Source organism: Microbacterium sp. FG3 (assembly GCF_057809335.1).
The window spans coordinates 75,877-92,091 of sequence record NZ_JBMDJT010000008.1 but is presented as its reverse complement, the minus strand read 5'-3'; the positions used below and the strand labels follow the sequence as shown (position 1 = coordinate 92,091).

The following is a 16,215-nucleotide window of genomic DNA, read 5'->3' as shown; positions in this document are numbered from 1 at the left end:
GCAACCGCGGCCTGAAATCCACAAAGAGATCGTCTACGAAGCTTGACACAGCCCAGGATGGTGTGGGTTGTGGTCGCGGTGGTCATTGTGGAATCCTTCCGTCTTGGTGTTTCTTACTGACACCTTCACCGTAGGTTCGCCGTGCCGCGAACTCCTTGACATAGATCAAGTTCGCGCGGCTCCTCCCCGAGCGCCGCTGGCCCGTCCGTTACGGTCGCGTCGGGTCGGCGTGGGATAAAGTGGTGTCATGCCCGAGGATGACTTGTGCGTCACCCGCGTCCCGATCTTCCAAGGCCTCACCCGTCAGGAACAGTTGCGTGTTGCGGACTTCGCCCGCCCGGTACTCGCCGAAAAGGGGGAGATCGTCTATGCGCCCGGACAGCCGGTCTCGCGCCTGCTGGTGATGCACAGTGGACAGCTCAAGGTCAGCCACGCGGCCGCCAATGGTCAGGAGCAGATCCTGCGAACGGTGACCGACGGTGACGTCGTGGGTGAACGTGCATTCCTGACGGGCCACCGTCCGAACGATCTCGCCGTCGCGCTGGAAGAGAGCAGGATGTGCGTGTTCGACCATGCCGACCTTGCAGTCCTACTTCGTGACTACCCCGACATCAGTCAGCGGATGCTGCGGACGCTCTCCGACCGCCTCTCTTCCGTCGAGCGACTGCTGGCCGCCATCACCTCCAGCGATGTCAATGCCCGTGTCGCGGCCTACCTCCTGGACCTACCTGGCACCATGCGGGACGGAGCGGCCACGGTGAGACTTCCGATGGCGAAACAGGAAATTGCGGCGTACCTCGGCACGACACCAGAGACCCTGAGTCGACGCCTTGCCGCGCTCTCTGCCTCCGGCCTTATCGAATTGCACGGGCGCCGGGAGGTCACGATTCTCGATATCGATGCGCTTGAACACGTAGCCACACCTCGATAGTCGGGTGCCGCTGCGGCGTGGCGGCCTCCTGGGCAGTATCCGGTGCAACTCGAACCCGCCCTTGACCTTCTTGCAGTGGCGTCACCTGTGTGGGCTGCTCCCTACGAGCTTCCCCCGGCACGGGCGCAAAGCGGGCGAAGGGGCCGACCTAAAGGCCAATATCTTGGTTTTGCGGTGGCAATGCCGCAACCAGGGGGTGGTCCCGGCCGGTGTTGCCGAGCTTGACGGCACCACCCGGTGAACCGAGTTCGTCGAAGAATTCGACATTGGCCTTGTAATACTCTGCCCATTGGTCCGGGACGTCGTCCTCGTAATAGATGGCCTCAACCGGGCAGGCCGGCTCGCAGGCGCCACAGTCGACACACTCGTCTGGATGAATGTACAGCGACCGCTCTCCTTCATAGATGCAGTCGACCGGGCATTCTTCGACGCAGGCCTGGGCGTGGGGAACGGATTGGTGACAACTGATCGTTAGTGCCGGGAGGCGCTGACGGGGAGGATGTCATCATGCCCGGCCCCTATCCCAGAGAGTTCCGCGAGGACGTCGTTGCGGTTGCTCGCAGCCGCGAGAGCGGCGTCACCATCAAACAGATCGCCGCGACTTCGGTATCAGCGAAGCGACGTTGCAGAACTGGCTCCGTCAAGCCGACGTCGAAGACGGTAACCGTCCCGGCCAGACCGCCGCGGACGCTGCCGAGGCGCGGGAGTTGAAGAAGCGGATCCGGTTGCTCGAGCAGGAGAACGAGGTCCTCCGCCGTGCGGCGGCGTATCTGTCGCAGGCGAACCTGCGGCTTGGTGGCTCCCCAAAATGACGTACCCGCTCGTATCTGAGCTCGCCGACGCGGGGATCCCCGTGACGGTGTCGTGCCGGGTTCTCAAGCTCGCCCGCCAGCCCTACTACCGGTGGCGCAACGACCCCGTCCGGGACGCGGACGTGCTCCGCGCATATCGGATCAACGCGCTGCATGATGCGCACCACGACGACCCGACGTTCGGATACCGATACCTCGCCGACGAGGCCCGCCGGGCGGGGTGGCGGATGAGCAGGCGCACGGCGTGGAAGCTGTGCTCGCAGGCCGGGATCCTCTCATCCGCGCAACGCCGGCGACGCGGGAAGGGGAAGAAGGCCGGGCCGCCCGTGTTCGACGATCACGTCCAGCGCGTGTTCCGCGCCGATGCACCGAACCGGCTCTGGCTCACGGACATCACGGAGCACTGGACGAGCGAAGGCAAGCTCTACTGCTGCGCGATCAAGGACGTGTTCTCCAACCGAATCGTCGGGTACTCGATCTCAGATCGGATGACCGCGAAGCTCGCCGTCGACGCCGTCCGAAATGCTGTCGCGCGCCGCGGTGAGGTCGCCGGCTGCATCCTGCACGCCGACAGGGGCAGCCAGTTCCGCAGCCGCGCGATGGCCCGCGAGTTGCGCCGCCACGACATGGTCGGATCGATGGGAAGAGTCGGCGCTGCGGGGGACAACGCGGCCATGGAGTCGTTCTGGTCACTGGTACAGACGAACGTCCTCAACCAGCAGCGGTGGGCGACCCGGCAGGAACTGCGACTCGCGATCGTCGTTTGGATCGAGCGGAAGTATCACCGCCAGCGCGCCCAGGACACCCTCGGCGGCTTGACGCCCATCGAGTTCGAAGCCAAGCTAGCCGAGCCGCTCACACTCGCGGCCTAAACCGAACCTGTCACCAGTTCGCTCCTCACGCCCTACAGCAGCAACGGCCTCACCGAGGATGAGGCAAAGCACGTCCGGGCGGTGCTGCACCAGGTGTTCGACCAGCTCGAAGCCTCCAGCGACGACGAACGCGCCCTGCTGACCAACCGGCGCGACAAGCTCGAAGCCGAGCGACTCAAGCTCGTCCAAGCCCACTACGCCGACGCGATCCCGCTTGACCTGCTCAAGAGCGAACAAGACCGCATCCGCGCCAGCCTCGATCAGATAACCAAAAGGCTCGACAGCCTTGCCACCACGTACACTAGCGCCCGCGGAGGCCTCGACCAGATCACCGACATCCACACCGATCTCGGCGACCTCTACAGCAAGTGCGAACCTTCTGAACGCCGCATCCTGAACCGTGCCCTGTTCAAGCAGATCATCGTGGACGAGGACGAGAACACCACGTTTGTCCCGGTAGAGCCTGCCGCCAGCGTCCTCGCGTCCGGCAGCAGCAGCACCGCAGACGATCCCGGCCCGAACACGAAACTGCCCCGCCATCAGACGGGGCAGGTTTCGATTTTCTCAACTTACGTGGACGCAATGGGGCACTGCGGGAACAGGCGACAGCGGGTCGAGCGGGTCGTTTCCGCGTGGAATCGAGGAACTCCCGGGGATGCCAAGCCCGGGGGTGAGGCCGAAGACCCGCTGATCGGGGCGTCGGCGGAACCAAAGAAACGACCTCGAACACGTCTCACTGACACCGAAGTGGACGCTATGCGAACAGCCCGTGCGCAGGGAATCAGCGTGAACGTGCTCGCCCGACAGTTCGGCGTTCATCGGGGCACGGTGTGGGCGAAGACGCGGTGACAGCAGCCGCCAACGATGCGGAGCTGAACTACGTGACCCGCTCACTCGCAGGATTGCACGCCGCGAGATGAACTCTTGGTGAAACTGCGTCCGGTGGCCTCGTGCCCGACGCAGGCGGTCCGTAGTGTTGCGAGTGCGCGCGATCTCCCATCCACCTCACTCTCGAAGGGCTCAAGATGTCTCGTACGAAGTCGAAGATCGCTGCGCTTGGCGTGGTCGCTGCGCTCGGTGTCACTATGTTCGCTGCGGCTCCCGCGATGGCTGCGGAAGCCTCGGTCGGCGGACACAGCTGCTCGGTCTCCGTGAAGCTGACTGCCAACTCCACCCAGAACACGTTCATGCGTCTCAACGCTGGCGGGCAGTCGAAGAGCGACACGAAGCCCGGCAACTCGATCGCTTCTGTCAAGGTCCTGTACTCGTCGTTCGGTGCAACCACGTCGGGCGGCGCCAGCACGGGTGGCACGATCTACTCGCTGGCCAACGGCTGCGACTACTAGGGCCGATTCGTTGTCGGCACGATCGGGTGGGGACCGTCGTTTCACGACAGTTCCCACCCGATCGCCGCGTGTGGAAGGAACACCCAGTATGAAACCCCGTGCGGATAAGAGGAGGGCGTTCGGTACGTTGAGCGTCGCGGTCGCGCTGGTGATGCTGGTCGGATGTTCCGCCACCGAGCCAGCAGGCGATGCGACGAACACGTCGGCCCAACCACAGGCAAACGATAGCTTCGCCGAGAACTGGCCTGACTCTCAGGCCCTCGCTGACTGCCTGAACGAGAAGGGCTGGGACGTCACCCTCAACGAGGCGACAGGCGGCATCGGGTTCGAGGGAACGACCGAGCAAATGGACCAGTACGAGATCGACCAGGCCGAATGCATGCCCGAAGACGACAGCATCCCTCTGTCGGAGTTCACCAGCGAGCAGTGGACAGCGCTGTACCAGGCTGAACTCGAAACCGCGGAGTGTCTGCGTGCAGAGGGCGTCGAGGTCGAAGAGGCGCCGTCGGAGCAGGTCTTCATCGACCGCTATCAAAGCTCGGAACCGTGGATGTCGTACACGTTCGTCGGCGAGGTCAGCTCCGACCGGTGGGATGAGCTGAACACGCTCTGCCCTCAGCCGACGCTGTGACGCTGTCTGCTCGATAATCCGTACGGCACTCGTCTGAGCGACGAAGTTGCCATGTCCACGACGATGCCTGGGGAGATGTATGCAGCGCAGTGTTTCGACGGCTCGTCGACGATGGCTGGGGCTGATTCTCGGCGGCGTTCTGCTCATAGCACTGGGCGCCGGGTCGGCGTGGGCGGCTTTGACCGTGCTGACTCCGGCAGAGGATCCATTGGAGCTGACCGACTTCACGTTCGTCGAGGTAGCCGAGGGCGACGTGGGTGCTTCGATTACACTCAACACGGTCGCGAAGTGGACGCCCGAGCCTGTCGGCGTGAACCGTGCTGCGGGCGTGGTCACGTCGATCGACGTCAGCGCGGGAGAAGAGGTCGGTCAGGGCACCGTGCTCTACTCGGTCGATCTGCGGCCCGTGACGATCGCTCAGGGCGATGTTCCCGCCTTCCGCACGATCTCGTTGGGCATCGAGGGGCCCGATGTTCAGCAACTGCAGGTGATGCTCGGCGCGCTCGGATACTACGGCGGGATCGCAGACGGCAAGGCCGAGGCGGGCACGGTCGCCGCGATCAAGGCGTGGCAGAAAGCCGCGGACGTCGAGGCGACCGGCGAGGTCGCCGTCGGAGATGTCATCTTCGTTCCATCGCTGCCGACCAGGGTGGCGCTGGATACTGAGCTCGTCGACCGAGGGACGTCGCTGGCGGGCGGCGAAGAAGTGATTCAGGGCCTGCCGAGCGAGCCGGAGTTCTGGATCCCGGTGACCGACACCCAGGCGGGGATGCTGGCCACGGGTGTCCGAGTTCAGATCACCTCGCCAGACGGGGACCCTTGGGAAGGGTACGCCGGTGACCAGAGCCGTGACGAGAACGGCGCCGTGACCGTAGCGCTCACCGGGGCTGACGGCGGCTCGCTCTGCGGCGAAGGATGCGACCAAGTGCCCGTGACCGGGCAGGCCACACTGGCTTCGCAGGTCATCACCGTCGAGACCGTGCACGGACTTACCGTGCCGTCTGCGGCGCTCGTCACCCAGGCGGACGGGCAAGTCGCGGTGATCGATGACACCGGGACGACCATCCCCGTCACCGTGGAGGCATCCGCGAAGGGGATGTCTGTGATCACCGGTGTCGATGCTGGCACCCGCGTCCGGGTGCCAGCGACGGGCGTCGAATGAAGCGCGTGGACCGGGGGTATGCGCTCGAGGCCCGGGATGTCACCTTCGGATACGTCCCGGGAAGCCCTGTTCTCGATCGGTGGTCGGCGCAGTTCCCCGCCGGATCGATGACGGCGCTCACGGGGCCGTCCGGCCGGGGGAAATCGACGCTGCTGTACATCCTCGGTCTGATGCTGCATCCGGGCGAGGGCGACATCATGCTGGATGGGCAGGCCACTCGGCCGTTGTCCGACGCGAAGCGGGCCCATCTGCGAGCAGAGCGGTTCGGTTTCGTCTTTCAAGACGCGGCGCTGGACGCGACGCGCACCGTTCTCGACAATGTCACAGAGACTGCTCTGTATCGCGCCCAACGGCGGCGCGAATCGGTCAATCGCGCACTGGGGCTCCTGGAGATGTTCGGCGTCGATGTGCCTCCACATCGCAAGCCTGGACAGGTCTCCGGTGGGCAGGCGCAACGGATCGCGCTGTGCCGTGCATTGTTGAACCGGCCCCGCGTGCTACTCGCCGATGAACCGACCGGCAACCTCGACCCCACCACCACCGACCTCGTCGTCTCCGCCCTGCGCGATCACGCGCGCGCAGGTGCCGCAGTGATCGTCGTCACGCACACCCCGCACGTCGCCGAATCCTGCGACCGGGAGATCCGGCTGTGATCACGGCGATCCTCCGTGAGGCCGCGGCGTCCGCACGTTCACAGCCAGTCGCGTCGGTGGTTACCGTGCTGACCATCATCGGCATGATTCTCGGGGTCATGCTCACCACGGGCCGGACGGTCGGCGCAGAGCAACAAGTGCTGGGCTCGATTGACTCCGCCGGAACGCGATCCATCACGGTCCGAGCCGACAGCACGGCCGGCATCACGAGCGATGTTCTCGACAGGATCGCGCAGGTCGAGGGAATCGAGTGGGCAGCCGCTTTCTCCTCCGCGACGGATGCGACCAACGCCGCGGTGCCAGACGGCACGCGCGTGCCGGTGCGCTACCTATACACCGCACATCTGGACCGGCTCGGCATCCCCGACGCGAGCGCCCTGCCCGGGGAGATTGCCTGGGCCTCGCAGACCGCGCTCGACCATCTCGGCCTTCCCGAGACCGCCGGCGGCATCACCCTCACTAGCGGCGCCTCGTACGCCGTCGCCGGTTCCTTGGACGTGCCGGACTTCCTCGCCGGGTTCGAGCCGGCTGTGTTCGTTCCCCAGCCCGAGGCTACAGGAGCGGAGCCGGTGAATGTTCTGGTAGTCATCGCGGACGAACCCGAACTCGTCGCCCCGGTCAGCGATGCGGTCCGCTCCGTGCTTGCGCCCGATGACAGCTCGAAGGTCACCATCGAGACCAGCGAGGCTCTCGCCCAGTTGCGCGGCATGATCCAAGACCAGCTCGGCAGCTTCTCCCGCGGCCTGGTTCTGGCGCTTCTTGGCCTCACGGGAGGACTGGTCGCGATCCTGCTCTACGGGCTCGTGATGATGCGGCGCAAGGACTTCGGACGCCGCCGAGCACTCGGCGCGACCCGTAGCCTGATCGTGACGTTGTTACTCGTCCAGACAGGAATCCTCGCGCTCATCGGCATAGCCATCGGTACGACCGCATCGACGATCATCCTGAGAACCGGCGGCGACCCGCTCCCAGGCATCGCATTCACCGGAGCCCTCGCCGTACTGACTTTCGTCACCGCACTGATCGCTGCCGCGGTCCCCGCGATCATCGCGAGCAGGCGCGAACCGATCCGCGAACTCCGCGTCCCCTGAGCAATGTCGGCTACAGAACACGTGTCCGGGTCTTGGTAATCAACGGCTCAGGGACGGTCCGTCGCGCTGGGGGCCATCCTCACGCGAGTATGACCTCGATGGAAACCGACGTCGGCGTTCCGCGAGAGCATGATCAGCGGCCTCGCGTGCGGTTCGCTCGGCCGCATGGGTCTGTTCGATCCGCTCGACAGCTTCGGCGGGGGTGAGTGCGCGTAGCGCCTCGATCTCGGCGCGGGCATGGTGCGCGGTGCGGGCCTGGTTCTCCGCATTGGCATGGGGACGGGTGTCGAGGTAGACGGCGCGGTTCTTCATCACGGTTGCCGTGCCGAAGATGCGAGAGTAAATGCGCAGGCGCGGCAGGTCATCGGGTTCCAATGCCTTGCGTACCGCTTTCGCCGCCGTCTCCTGCTGTTCGGTCGCCTCCATAACTCGCGGGTCAGTGCTGATCCGGTGCCGAACGACACGCTCGATCCACGCTGCACTGTCCTCGTTCCACCGGGGCGGCCCACCCCAAAAGCTTGTCAATCGCCGCTCGGCGTCACGGGCGAGATGCTGCGCGGTGTGGTGTTCGGTGGTGGCGCGGCGCTTGCCGAATCTGCCGACACTGCGCAGGCGGTCGCGGGCGGTCTGCTGTGCGGTGTCGGCGGCCTGCCACTCGGCCAGCGCCGCCGATGCTTTCGCTGTGAGCGGGGCGGCGACTTCGGCGCGCACGTGTTCAAGCTGCTGGGCTGCGGTCTCGCTGCCCTGACGTGCCTGGTCGCGCCCGCTGCGCTGCTGCTCGTGCAGTTCGGTGAACGCGTCAGCGGCCCGTCGCCAGAGTGCCGCTCGCCATTCCGCTTGTTCGGCCCGCTTGGTGAGTGCTGATATCTCGGTGTTGACGATCTTCGCAGGGCCGTCGTCGACCAGACCCCGCACGGCTTCCTCTGCTTGCCGGGCGGCGGCGGTGAGTCCCCGGTCAGCGCGGTCGCGTTCGAGAGCGTCAATGAACTGCGCACGAGCATCACCCGTGCTGTCGGCGATAACATGCAACTGGTTCTCGTCCTCGCCTCGGGTCATCCCGACGTACACGGCGGCACCACTCATCGCGTCACTGAGGATCGTATGCGACCCCTTGGCTGTGACGCCCTGCACTCCGTATGCGGTGGAGGCGTAGGCGAGTTGCGCGTGCTCGGTGACGTACGCGGCGGGCAGCTGGACAGTGTGCTCGCGTTTCCGATCGCTGCCTGCCTCGACGGACCACAATGCTCCATCGTCCGCGACGTGTTGCACGATCCATAGTTGCCGGTTCGCCACACCCAGGCCGGTGTCGTTCTTCCGCGTCTGGATCAGGTCACCCCGCCCAATGGGGAGGCCGTCGCTGCCGGTCACGGTCGCCGCGTCGTCCACGGCTCCGGCGTGCGTGCGCTGGTCGTGGATGCGCTCGTTCAGGCGGGTGGCTTCGTCGTTGGTGGCGACCGTGACCGCCTCGCCATCGCTCCTGTTGCGGGCGATGTGATCGTGTAGACTTTCGGCGTTGGCGTGCAGGTGGATCAGGCCGAGCGCCGTGAGTTGGTCGAAGATCAGGCCCGGATCGTTCCGTTCCCGCAACCTCACTGATAGCTCCGCGTATGCGGGGTCGGCGAAGCGATGCACCTCCGCCATGTCGATGGTGCGGCCCCGAATCTGCGCGACCATGTCCAGCACCCCGCCTCTGCCGACGGCGGGCAGTTGCGCGCGGTCGCCGACAAGCGCAATAGTCGCGCCCGTCTCTGTGGCGACGGTGAGCAGGGCGAGGGCACTGTCTTGGTCGAGCATCCCGGCCTCGTCCACCACGATCCGCTCACCCCCTTGGAGGCGTGCCGTTTCGGGTGGGCCGCTGTAAGTGCGACCGGTCTCAGGGTCAGCCTCGCCGGGTGTGAGGCGTGTCCATACGCCGTCGGCGTTCCAGCGGTAGCCGTGTGCGTGGACGAGCGCGGCCACAGAATCAGCCGGAACCCCGAGCGCTTGGCGTGCGACGTCGGCGGCCTTCTTCGTCGGCGTCACCACCCGCGACGCCCTACCCTCCTGCGCCGCGGCCTCGATAGCAACCCCCAGCATCGTCGTCTTCCCGCTACCTGCCGCGCCCTCCACGATTACCAGCGGGTCGGTGGAGGCGAGAGCTGCGGCAGCCTCGGCCTGGCCCGCGTCGAGGCCAGCGGCCCGCGTCACCCCCTGCACATTCGGCACCGCCGGCTCAGTCTCGGGTACTCGTGCGGTGATGAGGTCGCGCAGTTCGGTTTCGGCCTGCATGACGCCCACGCTCGTCAGATGCGCCACATGCTCAAGCGCCGGTGCGTCTGGTGGCAGGATCGTGAAGCAGTCCTCCAACGCCAACCGCGACGCGGCCGTGATGAAGTCTCGTATCTCGGCAGGGGTCGCTTGCACGCCGTGCTCGGTCATGATCCGGGTCGCGTGCTCGATCACGGTGTGGGCCGACCATGCGGACTCGGCAGCGGCGCAACGATCCAGCGTGCGCGATGCAACCTCCTGCACGGACAGATCATCGAGCGACACCGAGGCGATAGGCTCGTGCCGCTGCCAGGTGTCGGGGTCGTATCCGGCCTCGCGTAGCTCTGTCACCCATGCGGCTTCGTCGCCCAGGGTGGTGGGCTTTTTCGCGGGCCGTTCATGCGCCCAGGCGTCGGCTCGCAGGCGCGAGGCGAGGCCTGGGCCCATGCTCTCGCCGGGGTGCGCGGCATCCCATGCGGCTTCGAGGCGTTCGAGGTTCTTACGCACCTGCTCGCCCCGCTTCGACATCACCGCGTTGAACGGCTGCAACTCGACCACCTCGCCGGTCGCGGGGTCGAGACTCAGGCCATGACGATCCAGCACGGCGGCAAGTTCGGGGCTGGCGGCGATCACGGCGGTGCCGAGGGCGCGGATCGTGCCCTGCTGCCGGAACAGGGCGGCGGTGAACAGGCCCCGCCACTTGCCCGCCGCGAACACGCGGGTGCCGATCTGCATATGAATGTGCCGGTGCGGATCACCCGCCCGACTCGTGCGGTGCGTGATCCCGACGACGTGCATCTGCTCGATGGGTACGACCTCCTGAGCACCCAGCGAGCCAACGCGGGTCACGGAGTGCTGGGCGAGCCAACGCCGAATCTCCGAAAGCGCATCCTGCTGCGCGGCGTCCAAGGCATCGGAGACTTCCGGGTGCAAAGCGGCCGCGATCGACAAGCTCTTGGGTGTGTTGACAACCATCTCCATGAACCGGGGCGACGACTTCCGATCCGACCCCGCACCGCGAGGCTTCCCCATCCGCTCCCCGATCAACGGGTTCTCCCAGTCCACCCCCCCCGCATACGCTTCGGGATCAAGGGCCAGCTCAGCAGTCACCTCACCCGAGCCGTCCAGCGCCATGAACTGCGCGAGGGTCGCTTCCGCGCCCAGGTAGTAGTCGTCAGCGCGGGAGCGGTCGGCCTCGACATAGCGCAGCGCATCAGCCCCGGTACCCCGGAACGGAATCACGCCGCCATGCATTCAGACCACCATCCTTCCGCCATCTCGCTGACTATCTAGTGTATCAGCAACTACGGCACTTAGGATACGTTCATTCTCTGATGCGGGGTCAAGGGGCTCTTCGGACTTCAGGTGGGGGTGGGACAACGCGCCGGGCGGTGTGGTGACGGGGTGAGGTGGGTCGAGGCCCCGAGGATCGGTAGCGACCAAGCTTCCTGTCCGTTCGGAGTCCTCGACCCGTGCCCGATGCTACGGGGTGCGCTGCTGCGTGCCCATCTCCTGCTGTCTACTGTGATCGCTGCGACCTGCTGGTCGGCCTCGGCGGGCTGCGCGTCGTGGCCGTCGAACGCCGCGTCGATGGCGTGCTCGTCATTGATGTCGAGTCCCCACCGGGCCCGGCGGGGTGCGCGCGGTGCGGGCAGGTTGCCCAGTCGGGTGGGCGGAAGACGCTGCTGCTGGTCGACGCGCCGATGGGCGCGGTCCCGGTGCAGGTCCGGTGGCGTAAGCGCCGGTTCCGCTGCACCGACGCAGCATGTCCGGGGAAGTCGTTCACCGAGCAGGACGCCGCCGTTTCCGCCCCGCGGGCGCAGCTCACTGCCCGGGCGATCTCGTGGGCGGTCGCTCAGATGCGTCGGGAGAACGCCTCGGTGCAGGGCATCGCCAGGCAGCTCGGAGTGTCGTGGAAGACGGTGTGGCGTCACGTGAAACCAGTGCTGGAGAAGCGGGCCGCGGACCAGTCCCGCTTCGCGGGGGTCACCACTCTCGGCGTCGACGAGCACCTCTGGCACCACGTCTCCACCAAGTCCGTCGCCGACGGCGGGCGCGGGCCGAAGGAGCTGACCGGGATGGTCGATCTGACCCGTGATGTCGGCGGACACGTCCGAGCCAGGCTCCTCGATCTGGTGCCCGGCCGATCCGCGAAGGCCTACGCAGACTGGCTCAAAGAGCGCGACGACACGTTCCGCGACGGGATCCAGATCGCGACGCTGGACCCGTTCGCCGGCTACAAGAAGGCCCTCGACGACGAGCTCGACGATGCGGTCGCCGTGCTCGACGCGTTCCACGTCGTGAAACTCGGTACTGCCGCCGTCGATGAGGTTCGTCGCCGCGTCCAACAGGACACCCTCGAACACCGCGGCCGACGAGGCGACCCGCTCTACGGGATCCGCAACATCCTCCGCGCCAGACGCGACAAACTCACCGACCGGCAGAAGGCCCGCCTGGAAACAGCATTCACCCAACGGGAGGAGCACGTCGAGGTCGAAGTCGCCTAGCACGCCGCACAGCAACTCCGCGACGCCTACCGACAGCCCGACTTGACCGAAGGGCGGAAGATCGCCGAGCAGGTACTCGCATCGTTCCCGACCTGCCCCATCCCCGAGATCGCCCGCCTCGGACGCACCCTCACCCAGTGGCGGACCGCGTTCCTGTCCTACTGGACCACCGACCGCTCATCCAACGGCGGAACCGAAGCCGTGAACGGCCTCATCGAACTCGCCCGCCGCATCGCCCGCGGCTTCACCAACTACGACAACTACAGACTCAGAATGCTCCTCATCGCCGGAGGCCTCGACCCCACCACCCCCACCTGAAGTCCGAAGAGCCGGTCAAGGAAGCACGGGAGAACTCAGGATGTGCGCAGACGACGGTCGTGCGGATGGGCAGGAAGAGCAGTGAGCGCGGCGGCGATCAGTAAGCGCGGCGAGTCTCATCGGCGTTGATGACTTCGCCGTTAGTTGGTAGAGAGCCGTTGAACGTCAGGCGAACGGCGTTGGTGCGCGTGATGTCGAGGTTGTCGATTGCCTGGACGTGAACGTGAGGCTCGGTGCTGTTGCCGGAGTTGCCGCAACGCCCGAGCGCGCTTCCGGCCTGTACCTGTTGGCCTCGCGCGACCTGGATGCTGCCCTGCTGCAAGTGGCACAGCGCGACGATGATGCCGCCACTGTCGATCAGAACATGGTTACCCGCGAGTGCGACCCATCCCGCCGCCGCTCGGCGGCGCTGGGACAGTGCGTACCGGATCGAGGGCAAGCCGCGATAGGCAGGATGGTCGGGCTCGGTATCATGCACGGCCACGACGACTCCTTCGACGGGGGCCAGGATCGGGCGGCCGAAACCGGGGAACCTGTCGGCGGGTTCCGGTCGCACGAGGGAACTCAGGGTGATCGGTGCTGTACGTCCGGAGTCACTGACCGGCACGAAGTCAATGGCGAAGGCCGTGGCGAAGGCGTGCGTGCCGTGGCTGGGAACCCCGTTCGCAGGGCTGTTCTGGACGAGCCAGCATCCGGTGAACGGATAGGCCAGGTCGATCGAGGCGGAGACACTGTCGAGACCGTGACTCTCGGCGTCAGACATCCGATTCATGGTCGACTCCCACGCCGCACGCGGCCTCGGGTCTTGGTCATCCTGCGCGCCCGCGCCGTCCGGGTGGGAGGAGTCCCTTGGCGCGTGCGCGTGCGACCCAGCCTTGTGCGGTGGAGAGCGGCACCCGACTGATCTCCGCCATCTTCGCGGTCGGGTTCGTCTCCCCGTCGTCTACGAGGCGGGTGTGTTGGAGGGCGACGACTTCGTAGAAGTCCGCGATCCGCTTCGGGTTCCCCAGCGGCTGCATGACCTCTGAGGAGTGGAGAATGCGGCCCGAGGGCATGGTGAGCTTGCCGCCCTCGAAGCGGGTGGCTCCGGTGACGGTGAACTGGCGGCGGTTGATCGCCGCCTCAATCCGAGAGGTCGGCAAGTTCCGCAGCATCGGGCTGGCCACCGGGTCGCCCGCCAGCTCGGGCAGGTAGACGATCCCCGTGATCCGCACTTCACCCATTGGCTCTTGGTGCATGAGGTATTGGCGTTGCAGGCGTAGCAGCACGCGGGTACGGGACTGGGTGTGCTCGATGAGGAACCAGCGACCGTCGCGGCCGTCGTTATACCCGCTCAGGTTCCCGTCCGGCCCCGGTGTGGGGTATGTCCGCTTGTCGTACTTGAGCGCGGCATCGATGGCTACCGAGTCGGCGGAAGAGGCGATCACGGGAGGGTCGGGCATCACCCAGCCTGCTGGCAGGTCTTCGGGGACCAGCAGCGGCATGTCCTCCACGTCTTGACTCATGCTTCCGATCGTAGTGTGAATCACCACTTCATCTCAAACAATGGCCGTTACGCGAGGAGTGTGCTACCTTGATTCTGGCGTATCTGCTTTTATGTGAGATAGAAGGTGAGTGGCCTGACACCAACCCCGACCCGTGAGCGCCTACCACACACGGCGCGGAGCCGGGGTGCGCTTGTTTCGGGGTCGGGGAGCGATCCGGGAGAACTCCGCCTCCGCACGATCCGCCGCGCGGAACCCGACATGGGGAAGCTCGTGGAATGGGTGCTGAACATCACCCAAGCCCGCTGGGATGCCTACCGGGCAGGCGACCCCGACCCCTACGATCTCCCGCTGCCTGCGAATCTGAGCCTGATGTCAGATGCGCGCGGCAGAGTAGAAGAGCACGAAGAACCCGAGCTGTTGCACCGACGAAGGAGCACCGCATGACCACCACCGCTCCCACCCTCACCGCGCTTGACGCGGAGGCCGACGGTAAGCCGGTGCTGCTGGCCGTCTCCTACCTCCGCGTCTCGACCCGTGAGCAGGCCGAGCGGGGCGGCACGGAGGAAGGGTTCTCCATCCCTGCTCAGCGGGAGGCGAACCACCGCAAGGCCGACGAACTCGGCGCGCGGGTTGTGCGCGAGTTCATTGACGCCGGGGAGTCCGCGCGGTCTGCGGATCGTGACGGGTTGCAGGAGATGCTGGCGTTCATCGCCGCCACCAGAGTCACATTCTGCATCGTCCACAAGCTCGACCGCCTCGCCCGCAACCGTTCGGACGATGTGAAGATCCACGAAGCACTCATCAATGCGGGCGTCACACTCGTCTCGGCTACCGAGAGCATTGATCAAACGCCGTCGGGTATGCTCGTGCACGGCATCATGTCGAGTATTGCCGAGTTCTACAGCCGCAACCTCGCCACCGAAGTCACCAAGGGCCTGACCCAGAAGGTCGCCCAGGGCGGCACCCCGATGCGCGCACCCATCGGCTACCTCAACGTCCGCCGCACCGACGACGCGGGCCGGGAAGTTCGCACGGTCGAGGTCGATCCCGAACGAGCACCGCTCATCGCCTGGGCGTTCGAGCACTACGCCGAAGGCGAGACCTCCGTCACCGGCCTCCTCCGCGACCTCACCGCACGCGGGCTACTCACGGTTCCGTCGCCGAAGCGGCCCTCGAAGCCGCTGGGGAAGAACACCCTCTACAAGCTCCTGACGAACCCGTACTACGCGGGCGTGATCCGCTACAAAGGTGCGCTGCATCCGGGCGCGCATGATCCCATCGTGGAGCCTGCGCTGTTCGACAAGGTGCAGTCGCTGCTCCGGGCGCGGACGGCGAAGATAACCCGGCACGTCCAGCACGCCCACCATCTCAAGGGCCTGCTGCACTGCGGCACCTGTGGGTCGCGGATGCTGCTGGACTTCGCCACCAACCCACGCGGTGTCACCTACGCCTACTTCATCTGCTCTGGCCGCGCTGCGAAGAAGACGACCTGCACTAGACGCGCGGTTCCCGTCGCGGTCGCGGAACGTCTCGTCGCGGACTCCTACGCGAACATCACGATCAACGACACCACCTACCAACGAATCGCGGCCGACGTTGATGCGGCATTCGACAAGCGCAACACCGGCCAAGACCAGGAACTTGCCGATCTGACGGCGAACCGAGCCAGGTTGGAATCCGAGTCCGACAAGCTCCTCGCCGCGCACTTCGCCGACGCCATCGATCTCGACACACTCAAACGCCACCAAGACCGCATCCGCGCAGGACTGGCCGACGTGAACCGTCGCCTCGCCGAGCACAGCGAACACCACACCGGCGGACGCGCATTCCTCCACGACTCGCTACGACTCCTGACCGACGCGCACCACGCCTACACGCATTCTGGCGACGCTGACAGACGGATCGCGAACCAAGCGTTCTACACGCGCCTCGACATCACCGACGACGAACAAGTACGCCCACGTCTCGCGGAGCCGTTCGCGACGATCTTCCGCGAAGCACACGAGGTCGGCGACGAAGGCAAGGAAGCGAAACGGGAACACCCAACATCTTTCGATGTCGCGTCTTCCCGTAAGACACTTTACGTGGACCTGAGGGGACTCGAACCCCTGACCCCCTGCATGCCATGCAGGTGCGCTACCAGCTGCGCCACAGGCCC

At 65.9% G+C, this 16,215-nt stretch carries 13 protein-coding genes, 1 tRNA gene and 3 pseudogenes; 11 read left to right on the top strand and 6 right to left on the bottom strand.

From position 1 onward, the window contains the following. Positions 1–247 precede the first annotated feature (247 nt). Positions 248–931 (top strand): Crp/Fnr family transcriptional regulator, encoded by a 684-nt coding sequence (locus tag ACODR5_RS04775; protein WP_094764235.1) that lies wholly within the window; start codon positions 248–250, stop codon positions 929–931. A gap of 148 nt (positions 932–1,079) precedes the next feature. Here ACODR5_RS04775 and fdxA read toward each other — a convergent pair whose 3' ends face one another. Continuing rightward, the gene (gene fdxA / locus ACODR5_RS04770) at positions 1,080–1,400 is read right to left on the bottom strand and encodes a ferredoxin (protein WP_488982897.1); all 321 of its coding nucleotides are present in this window, start codon (positions 1,398–1,400) and stop codon (positions 1,080–1,082) included. 38 nt (positions 1,401–1,438) lie between these two features. On the opposite strand from fdxA, the pseudogene ACODR5_RS04765 reads away from it, so the two are divergent. The 7 genes and pseudogenes from ACODR5_RS04765 to ACODR5_RS04735 all read left to right on the top strand — a co-directional run bounded on the left by ACODR5_RS04765 (position 1,439) and on the right by ACODR5_RS04735 (position 7,498). Continuing rightward, a pseudogene (locus ACODR5_RS04765) lies at positions 1,439–2,615 on the top strand (IS3 family transposase). An 81-nt stretch (positions 2,616–2,696) separates the two neighbouring features. After that, positions 2,697–3,464, top strand: coding sequence for a hypothetical protein (locus ACODR5_RS04760; protein ID WP_488982893.1), 768 nt, complete (start codon positions 2,697–2,699; stop codon positions 3,462–3,464). Between the two features lie 338 nt (positions 3,465–3,802). Beyond that, positions 3,803–3,961: a hypothetical protein gene (locus ACODR5_RS04755; RefSeq protein ID WP_488982892.1), complete on the top strand. Its 159-nt coding sequence runs from the start codon at positions 3,803–3,805 to the stop codon at positions 3,959–3,961. A 127-nt stretch (positions 3,962–4,088) separates the two neighbouring features. Then, positions 4,089–4,592, top strand: coding sequence for a hypothetical protein (locus tag ACODR5_RS04750; protein WP_488982891.1), 504 nt, complete (start codon positions 4,089–4,091; stop codon positions 4,590–4,592). Between the two features lie 208 nt (positions 4,593–4,800). Beyond that, positions 4,801–5,754, top strand: a complete 954-nt coding sequence (locus tag ACODR5_RS04745; protein WP_488982890.1) for a peptidoglycan-binding domain-containing protein — start codon at positions 4,801–4,803, stop codon at positions 5,752–5,754. Continuing rightward, complete coding sequence (locus ACODR5_RS04740; RefSeq protein WP_488982889.1) at positions 5,751–6,407, top strand: ABC transporter ATP-binding protein; 657 nt, start codon at positions 5,751–5,753, stop codon at positions 6,405–6,407. Before ACODR5_RS04745 ends, ACODR5_RS04740 begins: the two co-directional genes overlap by 4 nt. Next, the gene (locus ACODR5_RS04735) at positions 6,404–7,498 is read left to right on the top strand and encodes an ABC transporter permease (protein ID WP_488982888.1); all 1,095 of its coding nucleotides are present in this window, start codon (positions 6,404–6,406) and stop codon (positions 7,496–7,498) included. The genes ACODR5_RS04740 and ACODR5_RS04735 overlap by 4 nt, the downstream gene beginning before the upstream one ends. 39 nt (positions 7,499–7,537) lie before the next feature. Here ACODR5_RS04735 and mobF read toward each other — a convergent pair whose 3' ends face one another. Further along, on the bottom strand, positions 7,538–10,999 hold the full coding sequence (mobF, locus tag ACODR5_RS04730; RefSeq protein WP_488982887.1) for a MobF family relaxase: 3,462 nt from the start codon (positions 10,997–10,999) through the stop codon (positions 7,538–7,540). 218 nt (positions 11,000–11,217) lie between these two features. Here mobF and ACODR5_RS04725 point away from each other — a divergent pair. Further along, positions 11,218–12,570, top strand: a pseudogene (locus tag ACODR5_RS04725) (ISL3 family transposase). 97 nt (positions 12,571–12,667) lie between these two features. On the opposite strand, the gene ACODR5_RS04720 reads toward ACODR5_RS04725, so the two are convergent. Both ACODR5_RS04720 and ACODR5_RS04715 read right to left on the bottom strand, forming a co-directional pair. Next, entirely contained in the window at positions 12,668–13,333 is a 666-nt protein-coding gene (locus ACODR5_RS04720; RefSeq protein WP_488982886.1) for a M23 family metallopeptidase, read from the bottom strand. Positions 13,334–13,379: 46 nt separating this feature from the next. Continuing rightward, positions 13,380–14,075 (bottom strand): hypothetical protein, encoded by a 696-nt coding sequence (locus ACODR5_RS04715; RefSeq protein WP_488982885.1) that lies wholly within the window; start codon positions 14,073–14,075, stop codon positions 13,380–13,382. Between the two features lie 240 nt (positions 14,076–14,315). Here ACODR5_RS04715 and ACODR5_RS04710 point away from each other — a divergent pair, with 240 nt between their 5' ends. Together ACODR5_RS04710 and ACODR5_RS04705 are read left to right on the top strand one after the other, a co-directional pair. After that, positions 14,316–14,501, top strand: coding sequence for a hypothetical protein (locus ACODR5_RS04710; protein ID WP_488982884.1), 186 nt, complete (start codon positions 14,316–14,318; stop codon positions 14,499–14,501). After that, a pseudogene (locus tag ACODR5_RS04705) lies at positions 14,498–15,538 on the top strand (recombinase family protein); the annotation flags it as partial. The gene ACODR5_RS04710 and the pseudogene ACODR5_RS04705, both read left to right, overlap by 4 nt. Positions 15,539–15,898: 360 nt before the next feature. On the opposite strand, the gene ACODR5_RS04700 reads toward ACODR5_RS04705, so the two are convergent. Further along, on the bottom strand, positions 15,899–16,099 hold the full coding sequence (locus ACODR5_RS04700; protein WP_488982883.1) for a hypothetical protein: 201 nt from the start codon (positions 16,097–16,099) through the stop codon (positions 15,899–15,901). Between the two features lie 43 nt (positions 16,100–16,142). Beyond that, positions 16,143–16,215: transfer RNA gene (locus tag ACODR5_RS04695), tRNA-Ala, on the bottom strand.

Excerpts from the sequence above, each read along its gene's own strand:
- ACODR5_RS04720 (WP_488982886.1), bottom strand. The coding sequence starts at position 13,333 with ATGTCTGACGCCGAGAGTCACGGTCTCGACAGTGTCTCCGCCTCGATC.
- ACODR5_RS04710 (WP_488982884.1), top strand. The coding sequence starts at position 14,316 with ATGGGGAAGCTCGTGGAATGGGTGCTGAACATCACCCAAGCCCGCTGG.
- mobF (WP_488982887.1), bottom strand. The coding sequence starts at position 10,999 with ATGCATGGCGGCGTGATTCCGTTCCGGGGTACCGGGGCTGATGCGCTG.
- ACODR5_RS04755 (WP_488982892.1), top strand. The coding sequence starts at position 3,803 with ATGCGTCTCAACGCTGGCGGGCAGTCGAAGAGCGACACGAAGCCCGGC.
- ACODR5_RS04775 (WP_094764235.1), top strand. The coding sequence starts at position 248 with ATGCCCGAGGATGACTTGTGCGTCACCCGCGTCCCGATCTTCCAAGGC.
- ACODR5_RS04715 (WP_488982885.1), bottom strand. The coding sequence starts at position 14,075 with ATGAGTCAAGACGTGGAGGACATGCCGCTGCTGGTCCCCGAAGACCTG.
- ACODR5_RS04740 (WP_488982889.1), top strand. The coding sequence starts at position 5,751 with ATGAAGCGCGTGGACCGGGGGTATGCGCTCGAGGCCCGGGATGTCACC.